Origin of the sequence: Photobacterium kasasachensis, from assembly GCF_050336885.1 — a bacterium.
Taxonomy (GTDB): domain Bacteria; phylum Pseudomonadota; class Gammaproteobacteria; order Enterobacterales; family Vibrionaceae; genus Photobacterium; species Photobacterium kasasachensis.
In genome coordinates, this window is sequence record NZ_JAKJSH010000035.1 from 1 (window position 1) to 22101 (window position 22101).

The 22101-nt window shown below is 49.5% G+C and carries 20 protein-coding genes, 1 rRNA gene and 1 other annotated feature; of the genes, 7 read left to right on the forward strand and 14 right to left on the reverse strand.

Features of this window, described 5'->3' with window-relative positions:
- The 6 genes from L4D19_RS28800 to rluD all read right to left on the reverse strand — a co-directional run.
- A 16S ribosomal RNA gene (locus tag L4D19_RS28800) occupies positions 1–82 on the reverse strand; the annotation flags it as partial.
- Positions 83–454: 372 nt separating this feature from the next.
- Complete coding sequence (locus tag L4D19_RS28805) at positions 455–1123, reverse strand: tellurite resistance TerB family protein (RefSeq protein ID WP_428455229.1); 669 nt, start codon at positions 1121–1123, stop codon at positions 455–457.
- A gap of 212 nt (positions 1124–1335) precedes the next feature.
- Positions 1336–1707: a hypothetical protein gene (locus L4D19_RS28810; RefSeq protein WP_428455230.1), complete on the reverse strand. Its 372-nt coding sequence runs from the start codon at positions 1705–1707 to the stop codon at positions 1336–1338.
- Positions 1708–2025: 318 nt separating this feature from the next.
- On the reverse strand, positions 2026–4599 hold the full coding sequence (gene clpB, locus L4D19_RS28815; protein ID WP_428455231.1) for an ATP-dependent chaperone ClpB: 2574 nt from the start codon (positions 4597–4599) through the stop codon (positions 2026–2028).
- 230 nt (positions 4600–4829) lie between these two features.
- Positions 4830–5561 carry a peptidoglycan editing factor PgeF gene (pgeF, locus tag L4D19_RS28820; protein WP_428455232.1) on the reverse strand — a complete coding sequence of 244 codons (732 nt, stop codon included), beginning with the start codon at positions 5559–5561 and terminating at the stop codon, positions 4830–4832.
- Position 5562: 1 nt separating this feature from the next.
- Positions 5563–6537: a 23S rRNA pseudouridine(1911/1915/1917) synthase RluD gene (rluD, locus tag L4D19_RS28825; RefSeq protein WP_428455233.1), complete on the reverse strand. Its 975-nt coding sequence runs from the start codon at positions 6535–6537 to the stop codon at positions 5563–5565.
- 139 nt (positions 6538–6676) lie between these two features.
- On the opposite strand from rluD, the gene bamD reads away from it, so the two are divergent.
- The 3 genes from bamD to pheA all read left to right on the forward strand — a co-directional run bounded on the left by bamD (position 6677) and on the right by pheA (position 9873).
- Positions 6677–7402 carry an outer membrane protein assembly factor BamD gene (bamD, locus tag L4D19_RS28830; protein ID WP_075763058.1) on the forward strand — a complete coding sequence of 242 codons (726 nt, stop codon included), beginning with the start codon at positions 6677–6679 and terminating at the stop codon, positions 7400–7402.
- Between the two features lie 390 nt (positions 7403–7792).
- Positions 7793–8140: a ribosome hibernation-promoting factor, HPF/YfiA family gene (gene hpf, locus L4D19_RS28835; protein ID WP_428455234.1), complete on the forward strand. Its 348-nt coding sequence runs from the start codon at positions 7793–7795 to the stop codon at positions 8138–8140.
- Positions 8141–8528: 388 nt separating this feature from the next.
- Positions 8529–8650, forward strand: a sequence feature (Phe leader region).
- Between the two features lie 47 nt (positions 8651–8697).
- Complete coding sequence (gene pheA, locus L4D19_RS28840) at positions 8698–9873, forward strand: prephenate dehydratase (RefSeq protein ID WP_075763060.1); 1176 nt, start codon at positions 8698–8700, stop codon at positions 9871–9873.
- Positions 9874–9982: 109 nt separating this feature from the next.
- Here pheA and tyrA read toward each other — a convergent pair whose 3' ends face one another.
- Both tyrA and L4D19_RS28850 read right to left on the reverse strand, forming a co-directional pair.
- Positions 9983–11110, reverse strand: coding sequence for a bifunctional chorismate mutase/prephenate dehydrogenase (tyrA, locus tag L4D19_RS28845; protein WP_428455235.1), 1128 nt, complete (start codon positions 11108–11110; stop codon positions 9983–9985).
- Positions 11111–11261: 151 nt separating this feature from the next.
- A complete protein-coding gene (locus tag L4D19_RS28850) occupies positions 11262–12329 on the reverse strand; it encodes a 3-deoxy-7-phosphoheptulonate synthase (RefSeq protein ID WP_428455236.1) in 1068 nt (355 codons plus the stop codon).
- Positions 12330–12553: 224 nt separating this feature from the next.
- On the opposite strand from L4D19_RS28850, the gene L4D19_RS28855 reads away from it, so the two are divergent.
- Together L4D19_RS28855 and btsR are read left to right on the forward strand one after the other, a co-directional pair.
- Positions 12554–14269, forward strand: coding sequence for a LytS/YhcK type 5TM receptor domain-containing protein (locus tag L4D19_RS28855; RefSeq protein WP_428455250.1), 1716 nt, complete (start codon positions 12554–12556; stop codon positions 14267–14269).
- On the forward strand, positions 14266–14979 hold the full coding sequence (btsR, locus tag L4D19_RS28860; protein ID WP_428455237.1) for a two-component system response regulator BtsR: 714 nt from the start codon (positions 14266–14268) through the stop codon (positions 14977–14979). The genes L4D19_RS28855 and btsR overlap by 4 nt, the downstream gene beginning before the upstream one ends.
- 36 nt (positions 14980–15015) lie before the next feature.
- Here btsR and L4D19_RS28865 read toward each other — a convergent pair whose 3' ends face one another.
- The gene (locus L4D19_RS28865; protein ID WP_428455238.1) at positions 15016–15414 is read right to left on the reverse strand and encodes a DUF2799 domain-containing protein; all 399 of its coding nucleotides are present in this window, start codon (positions 15412–15414) and stop codon (positions 15016–15018) included.
- A 329-nt stretch (positions 15415–15743) separates the two neighbouring features.
- Between L4D19_RS28865 and L4D19_RS28870 the strand changes: the two genes are divergently transcribed.
- Positions 15744–17228, forward strand: a complete 1485-nt coding sequence (locus tag L4D19_RS28870) for a carbon starvation CstA family protein (protein ID WP_428455239.1) — start codon at positions 15744–15746, stop codon at positions 17226–17228.
- Positions 17229–17544: 316 nt separating this feature from the next.
- Here L4D19_RS28870 and rplS read toward each other — a convergent pair whose 3' ends face one another.
- The 5 genes from rplS to ffh form a co-directional block, all read right to left on the reverse strand.
- Entirely contained in the window at positions 17545–17898 is a 354-nt protein-coding gene (rplS, locus tag L4D19_RS28875; protein WP_075763066.1) for a 50S ribosomal protein L19, read from the reverse strand.
- A 34-nt stretch (positions 17899–17932) separates the two neighbouring features.
- A complete protein-coding gene (gene trmD, locus L4D19_RS28880; RefSeq protein ID WP_428455240.1) occupies positions 17933–18679 on the reverse strand; it encodes a tRNA (guanosine(37)-N1)-methyltransferase TrmD in 747 nt (248 codons plus the stop codon).
- Between the two features lie 21 nt (positions 18680–18700).
- On the reverse strand, positions 18701–19261 hold the full coding sequence (gene rimM, locus L4D19_RS28885) for a ribosome maturation factor RimM (protein WP_428455251.1): 561 nt from the start codon (positions 19259–19261) through the stop codon (positions 18701–18703).
- Positions 19261–19509, reverse strand: coding sequence for a 30S ribosomal protein S16 (rpsP, locus tag L4D19_RS28890; protein ID WP_075763068.1), 249 nt, complete (start codon positions 19507–19509; stop codon positions 19261–19263). Before rpsP ends, rimM begins: the two co-directional genes overlap by 1 nt.
- A gap of 169 nt (positions 19510–19678) precedes the next feature.
- Complete coding sequence (ffh, locus tag L4D19_RS28895) at positions 19679–21046, reverse strand: signal recognition particle protein (RefSeq protein WP_428455241.1); 1368 nt, start codon at positions 21044–21046, stop codon at positions 19679–19681.
- Between the two features lie 212 nt (positions 21047–21258).
- Between ffh and L4D19_RS28900 the strand changes: the two genes are divergently transcribed.
- Positions 21259–22056, forward strand: a complete 798-nt coding sequence (locus tag L4D19_RS28900) for a cytochrome C assembly family protein (protein WP_075763070.1) — start codon at positions 21259–21261, stop codon at positions 22054–22056.
- The last annotated feature ends 45 nt before the right edge of the window (positions 22057–22101 follow it).

A 22101-nucleotide genomic window follows, 5' to 3' on the forward strand; every position in this document is an offset into this window, starting at 1 on the left:
TGTCGTGTCGCTGCCGCTCGACTTGCATGTGTTAGGCCTGCCGCCAGCGTTCAATCTGAGCCATGATCAAACTCTTCAATTAAAGTTTTGTTGTTACCGAAGTAACGGCTCAATGAATACTGATTGTTCTAACTAAGTTAGAACGAATTGACTGTGCCAAATAATAAGTAAACTTAGTATTTGTATTGGTCACTCAGTTCATTGATATAATCTTTTTTGACTATTCATTTCACGAGTGCCCACACAGATTGCATGGTCAAATTGTTAAAGAACAAATCCGATACGTTGCTGGCTTAAGTCGCCGTGCTCCGTGTCGGTGAGGCGGCATTATAGAGACTTCGATTCCGTTGGCAAGGCTATTTTTGAAATAAATCACCAAAAACAGCCCGACCGAACAAATTGTGCGCAATAAGCCTCACTTGACACAATAAACCACCAATGTTGGCGCCATGATTTATAAGTTAGCCTGCTCTTGGATACGTAGAGCCAGCTCTTGCGGCAGAGAAAGCGCACTCGCCAACTGATCTAGATATGCCTTCTCTAAAAAATGATCGACATCGATTGCCAGTAGTGAGACCAAGTACACTTCCGATGCCTGCTCGAGGTTAGATACCTCAGAAGCAATCACTTGAGGGTCAAGCGGTTCATTTATCCAACGGTTTATCAGCCCTTCCACATCTTGATCGATATTCTGCTGTTGCAACCATTGCGCAATGGCTTGCTTTTCGTTGCTATCAATATGTCCATCCGCTTTCGCCGCAAAAACCATGGCTTTAATCAGTATTAGTGGATCAACAATCGACGTGTGGTTATAGGACAGCGGCTCAGATGGTTGGCCTTCCTCGTTGTTTGAGGTCGGCTTCCATTCAACGTTCTCTCCCTGCTGCCATTTTTTATACGCCTGGTAAGCCAGCGTACCAACGACAGCTGTCCCTCCGAGCATGGCGGCTTTCTTCCCATATTTCGTCGCCAGTTTACGGCTTTTTTTATTGCCTAGCACCGCGCCCATTAACCCACCAGCAGCAGCCCCTTTTAGCAAGTCAGTTTTACCAGACGACGGCTTGGAAGAACTATCGACATATTTACTGGCCTGGTTCAACAATTGATCCATAAGGCTTTTCATAGACTCTCCTTACTATTCGCAAACTCCACAATGCTCTCAACCAACAGAGCAACAATGACAACATTGTGGCAAAACAGAAATCCCCAGAAATCAAAAGCAGACTAACGCAGTCAAAATGAATCGAATATGAATCTTAAGTAAAGCTAGGTAAAGGAGCGTCAACGCTATCGCACCAAGCTCCATTTCACCTACTTCTCACTCAACATGCAGAATTACGGTTGGCACTGTGATATATCTATAGAAACATGCCCTTTACTGTTCATCAATTCAGTCATGGCGTCATAAGAACCTAAGTACTCACTACTCAGAGTGATCACTAACTGTTCCTCACTATCAGAGTCAGCATAATAAGAAAGGCTGACATTGACTGCCGATCTTTCTTCAAAGGCACTACTGGCCATTATCCCCTTCAGGTAATCGACTTTTTGTTTAACGATTTGTCCAGCACTCGAACCTTTTGCATAGCCCTCCAAATAAATTAACGTAACTTGCGCCCCCGAGGCTAAATCACATTTCGCAGTCCAGCCTGTTACTGGCAGCATCCCTATAACAGCGATAAAGCAACATAACCACTTACCAACCATACAAGTGACTATCCCTTCAGAACTTTTAACTTTGTCTACGACAATAAGAGTGGGCAAAGTTTCTACGGGTTTAGTGCTTTTCAAAAGAACGACTAGTTATTGTTGCGAGATGATTCCCTTCGCCTTGAAGGTTTATATAAGAAATTTCATGAAAACTGCATAGCACATACAAGATCGCCGGAAATTAACGAACCATGCGATACAGCTATATTCTTCAAGTAAATCGAGTGTGTAGCTAGCAATAAAAAGCCCCCGCTTTAACTTAAAGCGAGGGCTTTAGATCTCAGTAACGTTCGATATCCATCGAACCATCAGCAGTTATTGCTTGGCTGTGATCCGATCGTTTTCAGCAACCAGATTAATCACTTTCCCCGTTACGAACTTACCCGAGAGAATATCTTGAGCTAACGGATTCTCGATATAATGCTGGATAGCACGTTTTAGCGGTCTTGCTCCAAAGACAGGATCAAAGCCCGCCTTGGCAATCAATTCCAACGCACTCTCATGCAACGCAAGCTGGTAGTCTTTCTCTTCCAGCCGCTTAATCAAACGTGTGACCTGAATATTGGCGATATTCTTGATGTGCTCTTCACCAAGCGGATGGAATACCACCGTTTCGTCAACCCGGTTAATGAACTCGGGGCGGAAATGATGGCCGACCACTTCCATTACGGTATTTTTGATCCCCTCATAATCAAGCTCACCAAAGTGCTCCTGAATGCGATCAGAGCCAAGGTTGGACGTCATGATGATGACGCTATTTCGAAAGTCGACAGTTCGCCCCTGCCCATCGGTCAGGCGCCCGTCATCAAGTACCTGCAACAGAATATTGAACACATCAGGATGGGCCTTCTCGACCTCATCAAGCAAAATCACAGAATATGGCCGACGACGAATAGCTTCTGTCAGGTAGCCGCCTTCTTCATAGCCGACATAACCAGGAGGAGCACCAACCAAGCGAGCGACGGAATGCTTTTCCATAAATTCGGACATGTCGATCCGCACCATGGAATCTTCACTGTCAAACATAAAGTGAGCCAAGGATTTACAAAGCTCTGTTTTACCAACCCCGGTCGGGCCAAGGAATAAGAAGGAGCCTATCGGTCTGTTCGGATCAGAAAGTCCTGCACGACTACGACGAATCGCATTGGCTACCGCCTCGACAGCCTCATCCTGACCAATCACACGTTTATGTAGCGCCTGCTCCATTCGCAGTAGTTTGTCTCGTTCGCCTTCCAGCATCTTGGCAACAGGAATACCAGTCTGACGTGATAACACTTCGGCAATTTCTGCATCGGTAACCTTGTTTTTCAACAAGCTCATCTCCTGCATCTCTGCCTGAGCAGCCAGATCCAGCTGTTTCTCCAGCTCAGGGATTTTGCCGTACTGGAGCTCTGACATCCGATTGAGATCACCGGCACGACGCGCTATTTCCATATCGGTACGCGCTTGCTCCAGCTCCGTCTTAATATACTGAGTACCAGAAAGAGCGGCCTTCTCGGCATTCCACACCTCTTCCAGTTCAGCATATTCTCGTTCTTTGGTATCTAGCTCTTCGGACAAATCCTTTAATCGTTTCTGGCTTGCCTCATCACTTTCTTTTTCCAGCGCCTGCTGCTCGATCTTAAGCTGGATAATACGACGATCGAGGCGGTCCAATGACTCTGGCTTGGAATCAATCTGCATACGGATACTGGAGGCGGCCTCATCGATCAGGTCAATTGCCTTATCCGGTAATTGTCTGTCTGAGATATAGCGGTGTGACAGGCCGGCCGCAGCGACAATAGCAGGGTCGGTGATTTCAACATGGTGGTGAAGCTCATAACGTTCTTTCAGGCCACGTAAAATCGCAACGGTATCTTCGACTGTCGGTTCATCCACCAGCACTTTCTGGAATCGTCGTTCCAACGCTGCATCTTTTTCGATGTACTGACGATACTCATCCAGAGTCGTGGCGCCCACACAGTGCAGCTCGCCTCGCGCCAATGCCGGCTTGAGCATATTACCGGCATCCATCGAGCCTTCGCCTTTTCCGGCACCGACCATGGTGTGCAGTTCATCGATAAATAATATGATGTTGCCTTCTTCCTGAGAAAGCTCGTTGAGGACCGATTTTAGTCGTTCTTCAAATTCACCGCGGTATTTTGCCCCGGCGATGAGCGCCCCCATATCAAGAGACAGGACGCGTTTATGGCGAAGGCCTTCCGGTACCTCCCCATTAATAATTCGCTGCGCAAGCCCTTCAACAATCGCGGTTTTGCCGACACCTGGCTCACCTATAATCACCGGGTTATTTTTGGTACGACGCTGAAGCACCTGGATTGTACGCCGGATTTCATCATCACGACCAATCACAGGATCGAGTTTGCCCTGCTCAGCCCGTTCCGTCAGATCAATGGTGAACTTTTCCAATGCCTGACGGTTTTCTTCGGCATTGGGATCATCGACCTTCTGACCACCACGAACTTGCTCGATGGCCTTTTCGACCTTCTCGGCTGTTAGCCCTTTTTGTTTCAGCAACTGCCCTAATGGTCCTTTATCGTCAACGGCAGCCAAAATGAATAGTTCAGAAGAAATGTATTTGTCTTTACGCTTTTGGGCCAGCTTATCGCACATGTTCAGGAGCATACCCATCCCATGAGACAGCTGCACATCACCACCGATACCACTGACTTTAGGTAAGTGATCCAGTAGCTCGGACAGGCCGGAGCGTAATTGGGAAATATCGACATTCAGCATTGTCAGCAACGGGCGAATCGTACTGCCATCCTGATTAAGTAACGCCACCATCAGGTGGGTCGGTTCGATATACTGATGGTCTCGCCCTAAAGCCAGCGACTGTGCATCAGATATCGCCATTTGAAACTTGCTGGTAAATCGGTCAAGACGCATAAGTCCTCCATATATCATCCTTTCTCTCGATAGATATGGTGGTACACAACACACTTTTCAACCAATGAATCATTTCATTCTTTCAATGTTACGCAGAAATTCACGAACCTAATTCTTTACTGATAACAGAGTGTGTGGGCCAGCTCTCCCACAGATACCAAAAGCCCCCGTATCACTACGAGGGCTTCATTATTTTGCCAAAACTCAGGGCATAACAATTTTCAATCAGGTTATTGGCTTTCAATCCAAATCAGCGAGGCCTGCCTGCCAGTCACTCCGTCTCGTCGGTATGAGTAAAAACGCTCCGGACTGCTGAATGTGCAGAAATCACCGCCATAGATCTTGTTAACCCCGGCTCGTTGCAACCGTTGGCGGGCCAGCAAATACAGATCAGCTAGCCATTTATCACCACGAGGTGTAAATGCCAGCTCTGCCTGAGGCAAGTCGGCAACAAATTGCTCCCGAACTTCATTGCCCACTTCAAAGGCATTCGGCCCAATTGCCGGTCCGAACCAAGCCAAAATCTGCTCAGCCGGTGCATGGAAAGTATCCAGAGCAGCCTCAATGATCCCATCAGCGGCACCACGCCAGCCGGCATGTACTGCAGCAACCTGAGTACCGGCACTATCACACAGTAAAATAGGCAAACAGTCGGCCGTCATCACCGCACAAGCTATATCGGCAACACGGGTATAACTTCCGTCGGCATCCGGTGTTGTTGCCAATAGCGCATTCACCCCGATAACCGTCGTGCTATGAGTTTGGTTTAGCCAAGCCGGCGATTCTGCCAGCCTGAGTTCTTGCTGTAATTGAGTTCGATTACACTGAACGTGTTCAATGTTGTCCCCGACATGCGAACCTAAGTTCAGCCCCTGGTAAGGCTGTAGACTTACCCCTCCCTCACGGGTGGTCGAAACGGCTTTAATATTGGCCGGAGCCGGCCAGTCAGGAACAATAAACACCTTAGTAATCGTCCTCGTGATGCTCTTCTTTGTCTTTGCGCAGAATATTCATCATCGCGACCATATCAACAGGAAGCGGCGCATGCCACTCCATCAATTCGCCCGTGATTGGATGATCAAGGCGCAGCATACGTGCATGCAGAGCCTGACGATCAAACGCACGCAGTGCCTGGATCAGCTCATCCGATGCATGACGGGGCGGACGCGGACGGCCACCATAAATCGCATCTCCCACCAGCGGGTGAGCCAAATAAGACATATGAACGCGGATCTGGTGAGTTCGGCCCGTTTCAAGACGAAGGACAATCCGCGTATGCTCTCGGAAGTGTTCAGCAACCCGATAGTGCGTAATCGCTGGCTTGCCCAATTCATGGACAGCCATGCAGATACGCTTGGTCGAATGACGGCCAATCGGCTTTTCTACTGTACCGCCCCCGGTCATTTTACCCATCGCAATCGCTTCATATTCACGGGTAATTTTACGCTTCTGCAACGCGCGAACCAGACGGGTCTGGGCCTGAATTGTCTTGGCGACAACCATCAGGCCTGTTGTATCTTTATCCAGACGATGGACAATACCCGCACGAGGTACTTCTGCCAGCTCAGGGCAATGATGCAGCAAGGCATTCAATACCGTACCGTCCGGTGTTCCGGCTCCCGGGTGGACAACAAAGTCACGTGGCTTGTTGATCACCAGGATATGTTCATCTTCATAAACAATATCAAGCGGAATATCCTGGGCTTCCCAGCGCACTTCGTCCTCGACTTCTGCCTGAACGAAAAGTTCTTCACCGCCCATCATTTTTGTACGTGGTTTATTAACGACTTTGCCGTCAACGGAAACCATGTCATTCAAAATCCATTCTTTGATCCGCGAACGCGAATAATCCGGATATAATTCAGCGAGAACCTGATCAAGTCGAAGACCTAGCTGGCTCTCATTTACTGTATTTGTTAACTCAATTTGCTGTGCCATAGCGAACTTTTTCAAAAAGCGTGGGACTAAACGTCAAACGCTGCGTAAAATAACCTAATAGTGTCATTGTATCTGTTAACGGCTCCGTCCGTAATGGATCCACAGAAATAAAATTTTTATCAAGGAAACAGACACCGCAATGAAACGCCTGACAATTACGACTTTTCTTGCCGTTGCCATTCTTTCAGGCTGTTCAAGCACTGAAGAAGTAGTGCCAGATGTACCGCCATCAGAGCTGTATGCAACTGCTCAGCAGGCACTACAAAGTGGAAGCTGGATAACTGCAATCGAACAACTGGAAGCATTAGATTCTCGCTATCCGTTTGGCGCCTACTCAGAACAAGTACAGCTTGATCTGATTTATGCCTACTACAAGAACGATGATTTAGCGCTTGGTGAAGCTACGATTGACCGCTTTAACCGTCTGAACCCTGCCCATGAAAAAGCAGATTGGGTTCTGTATATGCGTGGCCTGACCAATATGGCACAGGACCGCAGCTTTATGCACGACCTGTTTAGCATCGATCGTCATGACCGGGATCCCGAGCCGTCACGCAAGGCTTTCCGTGACTTCAAGCGCCTGCTCGAGCGCTATCCAAATAGCCACTATGCCGCTGATGCCAAAGCACGAATGACCTACCTGAAGAATCGACTGGCCGATTATGAGCTGGCAACTGCCGACTTCTATATTCGCCGCGAAGCCTGGGTCGCCGCAATCAATCGTGCCCAGCTTATCCAGCGCCAGTACCCGGACACCCGCGCAGCCCGCCAGTCTCTGGAGCTAATGGTTGTTGCCTATGAACAGCTCGGCCTGCAAGAACCGCTTGAACACACCAAGCAACTTATTGCCCTCAACCCGCAATAAGCAAATACCATCACCGAAATGAAAAACAGCAGCCTAATGGCTGCTGTTTTTTATCAATAATTTTACGTGATGTTGGGCTCAAGCCATGAAGGGGCATTTATTAACACTATAAAAAAGCGGACAATTTTCACCCAAGCTGTTGTTATAGTTCGAATTTAATCCCTAGTTAGCACCAGCCACCAGCGTTCCTAATACCTTCATACTGCCTTAATTAATTCGCCCTCGACAAGCACTTTCGTCAAACTTTTTTGCAACAAGCAAAGCCGGATCACAGAATTTTTCTAGACATTATCGCAAGCACCCAAGTGTGACTACCGTCACATTATTAAGCCGGAATTTTAGTAATCTGAAGTTAACCCAACGAAGGGTAGCAAAAGAGGAAAGATAATTATGACAGTAAACATCACCGGCAAAAACCTTGATATCACCCCTGCTATCCGCGAACGTATTGAGTTTAAATTCAAGAAGTTAGAAAAGTACCAAGTTCCACTTATCAGTAAAAATGCAGCCATCAGTACAGAACCTGGCAAACAATTCAAAATTGAAGCATCTGCTGCCATTCCAGGAGGTCAACTAGTCGCCTCAGCAGAGCATGACGATATGTACGGTGCCATTACTGAGGTTTACCAAAAACTGGAACGCCAGCTGAAGAAACAAGCTCATAAGCCAACAGCACGTCGCGCCAGCCATAGCAACAAGCCCGGGGTTGAAGAAACAGAAGAAGAAGCTGAAGCATAATTATTTAAGAGGATTACAGGGGCTGTTGACCTTTCAGCGCCCCACCTGTAGAGCGTAAAAAAACCTCAGGCAAGGCACGAAGAATGAAGTTTAGTCACCTAAATAAGTTCTGAGTAACGCTGCATGAGGTTTTTTTTACGTTCTACCCAAAGGGCTAGAGCCATTTTTCCCGTTAACTGCGTTGTCGATATATCAATATAGATGACTATAAATGAATATCTCCGCCTTGTTTCCGAAAAAAATGGCTACTAGCAGGAAAGGCGCTGGAAGGTAAACAGCCCCTTGACAGCCCTGCCCATGCAGGGCTGTTTACTTTCTGCTTGACAAGGCCTTATCGGCTGAATACTGTTGAGTCATATTCATCACAAAATACACCGTTATTACCAATGCGATTACTTAACCTGTTTTTCTTTAGCTTCTTTTTTATGTCACCTTAACGGAGGCTATTCGTTACGCGAGAAATAAGCTAAAGACGAACAGACAGCCTCCTTCCCGGGAGGCTTTTTTGTATCGGTTGCAGATAGACATATCAAGTTGCAGACAGACAGGGACTAACAATGACAGAGCAACAGTATTCACTGGACGACATCAGAAAAAATGTCAGCCGTATAGACAATGAAATTATCAAGCTACTGGCCGAGCGCCGCCAGCTAAGCCTGGAAGTCGCGAAAAGCAAAATTGAAACAGCCAAGCCTGTTCGCGATCAAACCCGGGAACAAGAACTCTTGCTAAGGCTGATTGAAACGGGCAAACGCGAACAGCTCGATGCCCAGTATGTTACCCAAATCTTCCATGCGATTATTGAAGATTCCGTCTTGTTCCAGCAGGCCTACCTGCAAAAACTCACTAACCCGGACAGCTTGCAGCCCGTCGCCCGAGTCTCGTTTCTCGGTGCCAAAGGCTCCTACTCCAACCTTGCCAGCCGCAACTACTTCAGTAAAAAGCAAACCAAGCTGGTCGAAATCAGCTGCTCGACGTTTCGGGATGTCCTGAGCGTGGTTGAAACCGGCAATGCCGATTACGGTGTCCTGCCAATTGAAAATACCAGCTCAGGCTCGATCAACGAAGTCTACGATCTGCTGCAGCACACCAGCCTGTCGATTGTCGGCGAGATCACCCAGCCGATTGAGCACTGCTTGCTGACTGCGGTAGATACCAGCCTCGATAATATTGACACCCTGTACTCGCACCCACAGCCACACCAGCAATGCAGCGAATACTTGCACTCGATGGGAAATATTACCCAGGAGTACTGTTCCAGTACCGCCGAGGCGATGAAAATGGTTGCCGAACTGAAGCAGCCTAATGTTGCTGCTATCGGCAATGCCTCCAGCGGAGAGCTTTACGGTCTGACGCCGCTCAAGACGAATATCGCCAACCAGCAGGAAAACTTTACCCGCTTTATCGTCGTTGCCCGCAAGCCAGTGGAAGTGACATCGCTGATCCCGGCCAAGACCACGCTCATTATGTCGACGGCCCAGAAGGCCGGCTCGCTTGTGGAATGCCTGCTTGTTCTGCGTAACCTCAACATTAATATGACCAAGCTGGAGTCCCGTCCGGTGATCGGCAACCCTTGGGAAGAGATGTTCTATGTCGATGTCGAGGTAAACCTGAAATCGGACGTGATGCAGGAAGCCCTCGAAGAACTCACCCGGCTAACCCGCTTTATCAAGGTGCTTGGATGTTACCCGAGTGAGAATGTTAATCCGACAGAAGTCGAGATAAACGAGTAACGCCCCAGCGGGTATCTAGTTGCTGTCATGCAAAAAGCCCACGATCGTGGGCTTTTCTCGTTCAAGTGCTCGGGCTTCTGAACTTGGACTTCAGCCCTCGGCACATGTGTTATTTTCTATGCGTTGAATCGTTCGCCTGTCTAAGCAATCCCTGGCTCTCGATTAAAAAATGCTGTGCATAGTCTCCAAACCAATGTTCAACCTGGCCAAATGCCTGCTTGAAGGTTTGCTTGTCCTGGCTATCGAGCATTTCTATCGCTTCGCCGAAGCGTTGATGGAAGCGCTTGATCATCGCCAGATTCTGCGGTGAGGACATAATAATATCGGCATACAGCTGGGCATCCTGGGCAAACAGGCGGCCGACCATCGCCAGCTCCAGACGGTAAATCGGCGAACTCAGTGACAGCAACTGCTCCAGCTTAGGATCCTCTTCTGCCAGGTGCAGGCCGTAGACAAAGGACGTAAAGTGGCGCAGCGCCTGAATGAGCGTCATTCCCTGATCGTGCTCAATCGCACTGATCCGGTTCAGGCTGGCTCCCCAGATCTGCAACTGCTCCAACAGCCACTGGTAACTCTCGGGGTTGCGACCGTCACAGTAGGCAATCACCTGTTTGGCCAGGCTGGCAATGTCAGGCCCAAACATCGGGTGCAGGCCAACAACCGGGCCACTGTGGACTTCCAGCATCGCCTGAAGCGGGCCGCTTTTAACCGACGTCAGGTCAGCCAGAATACAGTCCTCCGGCAGGTTTCCTAACTTGGCGATCACCGCTTCGGTGAGGTTAATCGGCACCGACACGACCACCATACCGGCATCAGCCAGCAGCTCATCGGCCCGATCCCAATCCTGGCTGCCCAGTTTACGAACTTCATAGCCCGACAATTCAAACAGCCGACAAAACAGGCCACCCAGCTGGCCATAGCCGCCGACAACCACTACCGGACGTAAATCTGGCTTCAGGCACTTAAAGCCAGAGTCATTTTCACTGGCATAAGATTCACGCATGGTACGGCGTAAAATATCTTCAATAAGATCAGGTGGGACCCCTTTGCTCTCCGCCTCCTGACGGCGTGAAGCCAGCATGGCTGCTTCACGATCCGGCGCATAGATCGGCAGGCCATGCTGACTTTTGACATGACCCACTTCCTCGACCAATGCCAGACGACGAGCAAGCAGCTCGACCATCTGCTGATCAACATCATCGATTTGATCTCGTAATTTACTTAGTTCGGCAACCATGATTTTGCGATCCGTATTAATTCTGTATTTGTTCCGCCACAGCTCCCCAACAACTATCCAGAGACAAGTAACCGGTACAGAACTAACTGTACCGGTTAATCTGCCTAAATTGCTGGTTGAGCACTCCCTCAAACAACCCCGTCGTTACCGGTTAGTTTCGCTCGGCCAAAAACGGCTCCAACTCTTGATGAGTATGGCGAAGCAATGTTTCCGTTGTCTCCCAGCTGATACAGGCATCGGTAATTGAAATGCCATAGGCCATTTCATCACGCGATAAGTCTGCACTCTGGCTGCCCTCGTTCAGATGGCTTTCCAACATTAGACCGATGATTGACTGGTTGCCTTCGCGGATCTGGTGGATCACATCTTCGGCCACCAGCGGCTGGCGACGGTAGTCCTTTCTGGAGTTAGCGTGGCTACAGTCTATCATCAAGGACGGAGAAAGGCCTGATGCTGCCATCTCGTTTTCACATTCCGTCACTGAAACAGAATCATAGTTGGTCTGCTTGCCGCCACGTAGGATCACATGCCCATCCGGGTTGCCCTGAGTATTAAGCAAGGCCACCTGTCCCTCGCGGTTGATCCCCATAAAACGGTGACCCGAAGCAGCAGCCTGCATGGCATTGATTGCCGTTCCCAGGCTGCCGTCAGTACCGTTTTTAAATCCAACCGGCATCGACAGACCACTGGCCATCTCGCGGTGAGTTTGTGACTCGGTGGTACGGGCACCAATCGCCGCCCAGCTGAACAAATCTCCCAGGTACTGAGGGCTGATAGGATCCAAGGCCTCGGTAGCCAGCGGGATCCCCATCTCCACCAGGTCGATCAACAGCTGACGGGCAATATGCAGGCCTTCCTCGACTTCAAACGAGCCGTCAAGGTGCGGGTCATTGATCAATCCCTTCCAGCCAACGGTAGTACGTGGTTTTTCAAAATACACCCTCATTACAATATACAGCTGATCACTCAGCTCGTCTGACAGCTGCTTAAGCTTTACGGCATAGCTTTTTGCCGCTTCGATATCGTGGATCGAGCACGGCCCGCACACCACCAGCAGACGGTGGTCACGCTTGTGGATAATATCGGCAATTGTCTGACGAGACTGACGCACGAAATCCAGCCCTGCCTCACTGACAGACAGTTTGCTGCGCAGCTCTTTCGGCGTGATCAGGACAGATTCATCTTGAATATGGACATTATTCAACTGGTCTTTTTGCATATTGGCTTCCCTGTAATTTTAAAATATTCAAATTATTCTGATGAGGTTAAAACAGGATTGCCCTGCTACATGGCGTCACAATAGCAAGGGATTTCGCCCCTTGGCAACACCGTGTAAAGAAAAAACACCACTCGTAAAGAATAATTTACAGTTAAGTGTTTTTGGCCATTGGCATCAAACCCAGTTACCATAATTGCAATGCCCACTCGCACTCCCTAATGGCAATGGAACTTATATTTTCTCTTCTTCAGCAGCTCAGCGTGTATCTGGTTATTGCATACCTGCTCAGCAAAACGCCGTTATTTATGCCAATCACCACGGTATCAGGACGGCTGTCGCAACGATTTTCGTGCTACGTTCTGTTCACCCTCTTTTGTATTTTAGGCACTTACTTCGGACTTCACATAGAAGATGCTATAGCCAATACTCGGGCAATCGGTGCAGTCATGGGTGGGTTGCTTGGTGGGCCGGTGGTCGGTTTCGCCGTCGGCCTCACCGGCGGCATGCATCGCTACAGTATGGGTGGCTTTACCGATGTCGCCTGTGCGATCTCTACTACCGTTGAAGGCTTGATAGGTGGCTTAATGCACAGTTACTTTGTCCGCCGCGGGCAGAGTGACCAGATCTTTAAGCCATTCACCGTTTTTACCATTACGCTGGTAGCCGAAATCATCCAGATGTTCATTATCCTGGTAGTCGCCGAACCGTTCGACAAGGCGCTTCACCTGGTCAGTGCCATCGCTTTGCCTATGGTTATCGCCAACTCCGTCGGTGCCGGCCTGTTTATGAGCATCATTCAGGATCGCAAAACCATCTACGAGAAATATTCCGCGGCCTTTTCCAGTCGGGCACTCAAGATCGCCCAGCGCTCCGTCGGGATCATGAGCCAGGGCTTTAACGAGGAAAGCACCAAAAAAATCGCCAAGATTGTGTATGAAGAAACCGGGGTCGGGGCTGTCGCCATCACCGATCGCGATAAAATCCTGGCATTTATCGGGATCGGGGATGATCACCACCTACCGGGAACGCCTATCTCTTCCGGCTATACCCGCCGGGCGATCGACGGCTGTGAGCTTGTCTATGCCGACGGCTACGATATCCCCTACTGCTGCTCGCTGCACCAGAAATGCAAGCTCGGATCGGCACTGGTGATCCCGCTGGTCGGCGGCAACAATGAGGTACTGGGAACTATCAAGCTCTACGAACCGAAAAGAAAGCTGTTTTCGACCGTCAACCTCACTCTCGGCGAGGGGATAGCCAAGCTGCTGTCAAACCAGATCCTGACTGGCCGTTATGCCCAGCAGCAGGCTCTGCTGACCCAGGCCGAACTGCGACTGTTGCAGGCACAGGTTAATCCTCACTTTCTATTCAATGCGCTCAATACTATTAACTCTGTCGTCCGCCGCGATCCGGACAAGGCGCGCCAGCTGATCCAGCATTTATCCCAGTTCTTCCGTCGCAACCTGAAACAAAATATAGAAACGGTAACACTCGAAGAAGAGCTCCAGCATGTTAATGCCTACCTTGAGATTGAACTGGCCCGTTTCTCTGACCGGCTCCAGGTGGATATCTGTGTCGCTCCGGAACTCATGAACATCAAGCTGCCGACTTTTACCCTGCAGCCGCTGGTTGAAAATGCCATAAAACACGGCACCTCTTCGTTATTGGAAGATGGTAAAATAATGATTCACGGATACTGCGACAAAGCATGCATCGTGCTTGAAGTGGAGGACAACGCCGGTAACTACGCCCCGGTTGGTGAAGAAAGTGGATTAGGTATGAAGATTGTAGACAAGCGCCTGAAAAACATGTTTGGCAAGCAATACGGACTGACCATGGCCTACCAACCCCGGGAATGGACCCGAGCGACAATTACTATCCCCGCTGATACCCAGCAGCCTAGCCACGCCAACGGAACGAATGGAGAAACCGCAGCATGATCAAGGCACTCGTTATTGACGATGAACTGTATGCCAGAGAAGAGCTCATCGACCTACTGCATGACACCGATGAAGTGGAAGTCATCGGCAGTTGCAATAACGCTATCGAAGGACTGAAAAAAATCAACACCCTCAAGCCTGATGTCATTTTTCTTGATATCCAGATGCCGCAAATTACCGGCATTGAAATGCTCAGCATGCTTGATCCCGATACCATGCCCAAGGTGGTCTTTGTCACCGCCTATGATGAATATGCCCTCAAAGCCTTCGAGGACAATGCCTTTGATTATCTCCTCAAGCCGGTCGAAACATGTCGCCTGGCAAAAACCATCAAGCGACTGAAAAAAGAGTGTCAGGAGCAGGACTATTCACCGCTGGTCAACGAGATGCTGGAACTGATCCCGTGTACCGGCCACAACCGGATCCTGCTTATTGCTCCGACCGATATTGAAATTGCCTATAGCGATCTCTCCGGGGTTCATATCGTGGCCAAAGACACCAAGGCCACCACCCAGCTAACACTTAAAGTGCTGGAGGAAAAAACGCCGCTGATCCGCTGCCACCGCCAGTACCTGATCCACCCGCAGGCGATCCGCGAAATCAAACTGCTGGAAAATGGCCTGGCAGAAATTACCACTCAGCTCGGTCACCAGGTCCCGGTCAGCCGCCGCTACCTCAAAGAGCTAAAGGACCGATTCGGTCTCAGCTAAGACAGCTCTTCGCTGATCCTTGCCTAGTCGCAAGGATCAATAACCTGTAACACCGTCAAATGCCATACTCCGATCAAAGCCTTGCTGCCAAAACATCTTATACAGCCCGCCGTCGTCACGGCGGAATTCACAAACGCCCCAGTCCGTTTTCATTTCCATGCCCATTTGTCTTAACTGCTCAAGCGTGCAATATGATTCCAGGCCTTTCTGGTACCCACGGAGGTAGGCATCATAGTCCAGTGCCATGGTGGCATCCACCTCCGACGCCTCAGCCTGCAGGGTTGGCTCTGCCGTCGCCTTTTCTCCCCATCGCCCCTTATTAAAACCCAGCTTGAACCAGTTGCCATCGGCTATTAACGCCTGCTTGGTACTCGTTGTTGAACATCCCGCCAATAGCACAAGCAAGGTGACAGCGACAATTATCTTCTTCAGCATCATACGCCCCTTCGATAACAGTTCTTAATTTACAATAAGTTAAAATACTTAACCTGCACTGAACCCTCTACACCAACAACAGATATGCCTCGCAAAGACACAAAATTTCTCATCGAACCGCTAACTTTTGCCTAAAACCACTTAGTCAACTCATCGACCACTCACCTCGCCATAGAACCACTCACTGGTTTATCGCGTGCATCTGTTCCCCGACGCTTTAACATGGCAACCAATAAAAGAAGTTTTGCGAGTGTTTAGCCGAGGGTGAAATGGCGCGATAGCCGCAAAGCTAGAAACTGGAAGTCCAATCTTAAAAGAGAGACAAGAGTATGACCTGGTTCCTGATGTGCGTAGCAGCGCTAGTAGGTGGCTACTTTATCTACGGTGCGTTTATCGAAAAAGTTTTTGGCGTTAACGAAAAACGTCAAACCCCTGCCTATACCAAGCAAGACGGCGTTGACTATGTGCCGATGTCAAACAAGAAGGTATATCTGGTACAGCTGCTGAATATCGCCGGTGTCGGTCCGATCTTCGGCCCGATCATGGGTGCCCTGTACGGCCCGGCCGCGATGTTGTGGATTGTACTGGGCTGTATCTTTGCCGGTGCCGTGCACGACTACTTCTCCGGTATGTTGTCCGTGCGTAACGACGGTGCCTCGGTACCGACGATCACAGGCCGCTACCTGGGTAATGGTGCCAAACACTTTATGAACATTTTTGCCATTATCCTGCTGCTGCTGGTTGGTGTGGTCTTCGTATCGGCTCCTGCCGGCATGATCACCAACCTGGTCAACGAGCAAACCGGTATGGGCATGTCGATGACGACGATGGTGGTTATCATCTTCGCCTACTACATCATCGCAACCATTGTCCCGGTTGATAAGATCATCGGCCGTTTCTATCCGCTATTCGGTGCCCTGCTGATCTTCATGTCAGTTGGTCTAATCACGGCGATTGCCTTCTCGAGCGAGCACTCGCTGCTGGGTGACTACGAGATGAGCCAGATGTTTACCAACATGAACCCGAATAACCTGCCGCTATGGCCAGCCCTGTTCATCACCATTGCCTGTGGTGCTATCTCCGGCTTCCACGCAACCCAGTCGCCGCTAATGGCCCGTTGTATGGAAAACGAGAAGAACGGTCGCTTCGTATTCTACGGTGCGATGATTGGTGAAGGTGTTATTGCCCTGATTTGGTGTGCACTGGCCCTGTCGTTCTTCGGTTCGGTTGACGCACTGAAAGAAGCGGTTGCTAACGGCGGTCCGGGTAACGTGGTATACAGCTCTTCAATTGGTCTGTTGGGCGTCTTCGGCGGTATCGTTGCCTTTCTGGGCGTGGTTATCCTGCCTATCACTTCAGGTGATACCGCTTTCCGCTCTAGCCGTCTTATCCTGGCTGAGTACTTCAACATGGAGCAGAAGACACTTCGCAACCGTCTGCTAATGGCCATCCCGCTGTTCGTTATCGGTGGTATCCTGACTCAAGTTGACTTCGGTATTATCTGGCGCTACTTCGGCTTTGCCAACCAGAGCACAGCCGTAATGATGCTATGGACGGCCTCGGCCTACCTGCTTCGCCACAACAAGCTACACTGGGTTACCACAGTACCGGCTGTATTCATGACCACGGTATGTATTACCTTCATCCTGAACAACAGCCAGCTAGGCTTTGGTCTGCCGATGACAGTATCGACCATTGCCGGTGTAGTTGGTGCCCTCAGCATCGCAGGCTATGTTATCAAGCGTTCAAAAGGCAAAGGTGAAACTGACCTGGCTGACGAAGAAGAAGCAAAAGGCAAGCTAGAGACAGCTTAACAACCGCCTCTTCGGCCCCGCTATTACGAAACCAGCCATCCGGCTGGTTTCTTTTTATCTGATACAAATAATACCAATCTAGCTGCCATCCTGGTACAGCATGCAGCGACACCTTTTTCTGCTAATGCCAGCAGCATCCGCTTCTCATACAATGAAACGATTCCGGTTTCCTGTAAACAACAAGACAGCAAGAACAATAGCTGAATGGCTATAACGATTATTTTCACCCAGGCCAGGCTGCAGAGGTTATGAGGTAGCCATATAAAAAAAGCCCACCTTGCGGTGGGCTTTTTCAATAAACGTCTTACGCTTAAGATTACTTGCGAGCAAGCTTCTCTTTGATACGTGCTGCTTTACCAGAACGCTCACGTAGGTAGTACAGTTTGGCACGACGTACTAGACCACGACGCTTAACAGTAATGCTGTCAACTAGTGGAGAGTGTGTCTGGAATGCACGCTCAACACCTTCACCGTTCGAGATTTTACGAACTGTGAATGCAGAATGTAGACCACGGTTACGCTTAGCGATAACAACGCCTTCGAACGCCTGTAGACGCTCACGGTCACCTTCTTTTACTTTAACCTGAACAACAACAGTGTCGCCCGGTGCAAAAGTAGGTAGGTCTTGTTTTAGTTGCTCGTCTTCGAGCTGCTTGATGATGTTACTCATTGGTATACCCTAGAATAAACTGATACTAAATTAATTAATTGCTTGCTTTATATTCGCGTATAAATTCCGCGAGCAAGAATTCCTGATCGTCAGTCAGAGCTAGGTTTTCCAGGAGCTCTGGTCTTCTCAGCCAGGTTCGGCCCAGCGATTGTTTCAACCGCCAGCGACTAATGTCCTTGTGGTTGCCAGACAACAAGACCCTAGGGACTTCCTGCCCGTCCAACATTTCGGGACGCGTATAATGCGGACAATCTAGCAAGCCATTAGCAAAAGAATCTTCTTCTGCAGACGCAAAGTCACCCAGTACACCCGGTACAAACCGGACAACTGCATCGACTAGCGTCATGGCAGGCAGCTCGCCCCCAGTCAGCACAAAATCCCCGATAGACCATTCTTCGTCTACCTCTTGCTGGATAATGCGCTCATCCACCCCTTCATAGCGGCCACAGATCAGAATCAAATTCTCATTCTGTGCCAGCTCCTCAACACCGGCTTGATCAAGCTTACGGCCCTGAGGCGAAAGGTAGATGACTTTAGCCTGGCCTTCAACAGACTGCTTGGCAGCATGGATAGCGTCGCGCAAAGGCTGTACCATCATCAGCATGCCAGGTCCGCCACCATAAGGTCGATCATCAACCGTACGGTGTTTGTCATGGGTAAAATCACGGGGATTCCATGTTTCTACCGACAAAAGGCCTTTTTTTACCGCCTGGCCTGTCACCCCAAAATTGGTAATGGCATTAAACATGTCAGGAAACAGGCTGATTATGCCTACCTTCATTTGTTCACCTATTACCGGGGATTAAAATCCAGGATCCCAGTCAACTTCGATCCGCTGAGCAGTGCGATCAATCGACTTGATGACCTGCTCATCGAGGAACGGGATTAGTCGTTCCTTCTGTCCAAAAGCATCTTTCAGGTTAGCCTTAACCACCAGGACATCGTTTGAACCTGTTTCCAGGATGTCTGTGACTTTACCTAGGTCGTAACCTTCGGTTGTTACCACAGCCATACCAAACAATTCGCGCCAGTAGAATTCTTCATCTGACAACGCCGGTAGTCTATCGGCCTGTATAGCGACTTCTGCGTTAGTAAACATTTGAGCGTCCTCACGAACGTTCAGGCCTTCTAACTTCGCCACCATACCCTGACCATGACGTTTCCACGACTCAACGCGGAACTCTTTCCATTCACCCTTAACTTTCACAAGCCAAGGCTGATAGGAAAAAATGCTTTCGGAATCTTCTGTGTAGGAAAAAACTTTGAGCCAACCCTTGATACCGTAGGAGGCACCCAGTTTACCGACAACAATGTAGTCTTGGTTATTTGAACTCATCGCTTCTTTGCTACCAGACATGCTAATTAAGCCGCTTTAGCAGCGTCTTTGATTAGCTTAGCTGCGCGGTCAGACACAGTTGCGCCTAGACCAACCCAGTGGTTAACACGGTCAAGGTCTAGACGTAGACGCTCTTCCTGACCCTTAGCTAGCGGGTTGAAGAAACCAATTTTTTCGATGTTACGACCGTCGCGTGCACAGCGAGAATCAGCAACAACGATTTGATAAAATGGACGCTTCTTAGCGCCGTGACGTGCCAAACGAATGGTTACCATATCGTCCTCTTTGCATTACTGTAAATTAAAGTGGCCCCGCTTGAAATAAACGGGGCCCGTGCCAAATTAAGCTCGGGAATTTTACTCTTTAAACTGACGAATGCAACCGCTTTAGCTACTTTTTCACCAGTTAAGGGAAAATAACCCCAAGGCCTAAGTATTTAATTGCCTAGCGACCAGGGAACATGCCGCCACCCGGCATCATGCCTTTCATGTTGCGCATCATGTTCTTCATCCCGCCCTTCTGCATCTTCTTCATCATCTTCTGCATCTGGGTGAACTGTTTCAGCAAACGGTTAACATCCTGTACCTGAGTACCTGAACCCATGGCGATACGCTTCTTACGCGAACCCTTGATGATTTCCGGACGCTCACGCTCTTTCGGCGTCATCGAGTTAATGATAGCCTCCATCTGGACGAACATCTTGTCGTCGACCTGATCTTTGACATTGTCAGGCAACTGGGACATACCCGGCAGCTTGTCCATCATGCCCATCATGCCGCCCATATTTTTCATCTGCTGCAACTGGCCGCGGAAATCTTCCAGGTCAAAGCCTTTCTTCTCTTTGAATTTCTTCGCAAGCTTCTCGGCTTTTTCCTTATCAACGTTACGCTCAAGATCTTCGATCAGAGACAGAACGTCACCCATGCCCAGAATACGTGAGGCAACACGATCAGGGTGGAAAGGTTCCAGAGCATCGGTTTTCTCACCCACACCCAGGAATTTAATTGGCTTACCGGTAAGATGACGTACCGATAGCGCCGCACCGCCACGGGCATCACCGTCAACCTTGGTCAGGATCACACCAGTCAGCGGCAGGGCCTCGTCAAACGCCTTGGCCGTATTAGCCGCATCCTGACCGGTCATGGCATCAACCACAAACAGGGTTTCTACCGGATTGATAGTCTGATGGACGTCTTTGATCTCGCCCATCATTTCTTCATCGACATGCAAACGACCGGCGGTATCGACAATCACCACGTCGTAGAACTTCAGCTTACCGTGATCCAATGCGGCCTTGGCAATATCGACTGGCTTTTGATCCGGTGATGACGGGAAGAAATCAATGCCAATGTCGCTAGCCAGCGTTTCCAACTGTTTGATCGCCGCCGGGCGATAGACATCGGCAGAAACAACCAGAACCTTCTTCTTCTGGCGCTCTTTTAATAATTTACCCAGTTTACCGACACTGGTGGTTTTACCCGCACCCTGCAGGCCTGCCATCAAGATGACCGCCGGCGGCTGGCATGACAGGTCGAGGTCTTCGTTGGACGCTCCCATCACCGCTTCAAGTTCAGCCTGAACTATCTTGATGAACTCCTGCCCCGGCGTCAGGCTTTTCGATACCTCGGTACCGACAGCGCGCTCTTTGACACGCTTAACAAAGTCACGGACAACAGGAAGCGCAACATCGGCTTCGAGTAACGCCATACGTACTTCACGCAGCGTATCCTTGATGTTGTCGTCCGTCAGACGACCACGGCCGCTGACATTCTTAAGCGTTCGCGATAAACGCTCCGATAAATTTTCGAACATGTGCTACTCGCTCGTTACGCAACAAAATCTGAGAGATCTGGCTAGTATACCGCATAACCCCGCCCGCTTTCATGTTATCGCGACCACTTTAGGCCCAGTTCTCTATCGAACTGCGTCATATCCCACAGATTCAGGTGGGCATTACATTGGCGGCGAGACATTGAGCAAGGTATAATTGCCGATTCTAACCATCTTAAATAGTTAAGTTTACTATGGATATGTTGATAGCCTTAATGGCTGCTTGCTTATATTTCCTAGCCCTCGGGCTGGTCGTGCCAGGACTTACAAACAGTAATGGTATTAAAACCAAACCAGTGTTCCTGTGTGCGCTGGCAGCTATTGCCCTGCATATCCTGCTCTTAAAAGACTTAATTCATGGCGGTCCGGGCCAGAATTTAAGTATTTTGAATGTGGCATCTTTGATCAGCCTGATTATTTCGCTGCTGACCACGCTGGCAATGCTGCGGATACGGGTTTGGTTCCTGCTACCTGTAGTATACAGTTTCGCGGCGATTAACCTCTCCGCGGCCACCCTGCTTCCGGGCACCTTTATCACCCATCTGGAAGCCCATCCGCAGGTGCTGCTGCATATTTCGCTGGCACTGTTTTCGTATTCAACACTGATGATTGCCACCCTGTATGCCATTCAGCTGGCCTGGCTCGACCACAAGCTGAAAAATAAGAAAAGCCTGCTGATCAATCCGAACATCCCCCCTTTAATGATGGTCGAGAGGCAGCTTTTCAAGATCATTTTGGTCGGAAACTCGCTGCTGACCGTCACTCTGATCACCGGCTTTGCCTTTATTCAGGATATGCTGGCGCAGGGGAAACTCCACAAAGCCGTCCTTTCGTTGCTGGCTTGGGTGGTATACAGCGTCTTGCTATGGGGGCACTACCAGCTCGGTTGGCGAGGGCGCCGGGTAGTATGGTTTAGCCTGGTAGGCGCCTTCCTGCTCACGCTGGCTTATTTCGGCAGCCGCTTCGTCAAAGAGATCATCATTGGGGCATAAAAAGTGCCCCTTTTATTGCCATGCTAACATTGACACCTACCCACT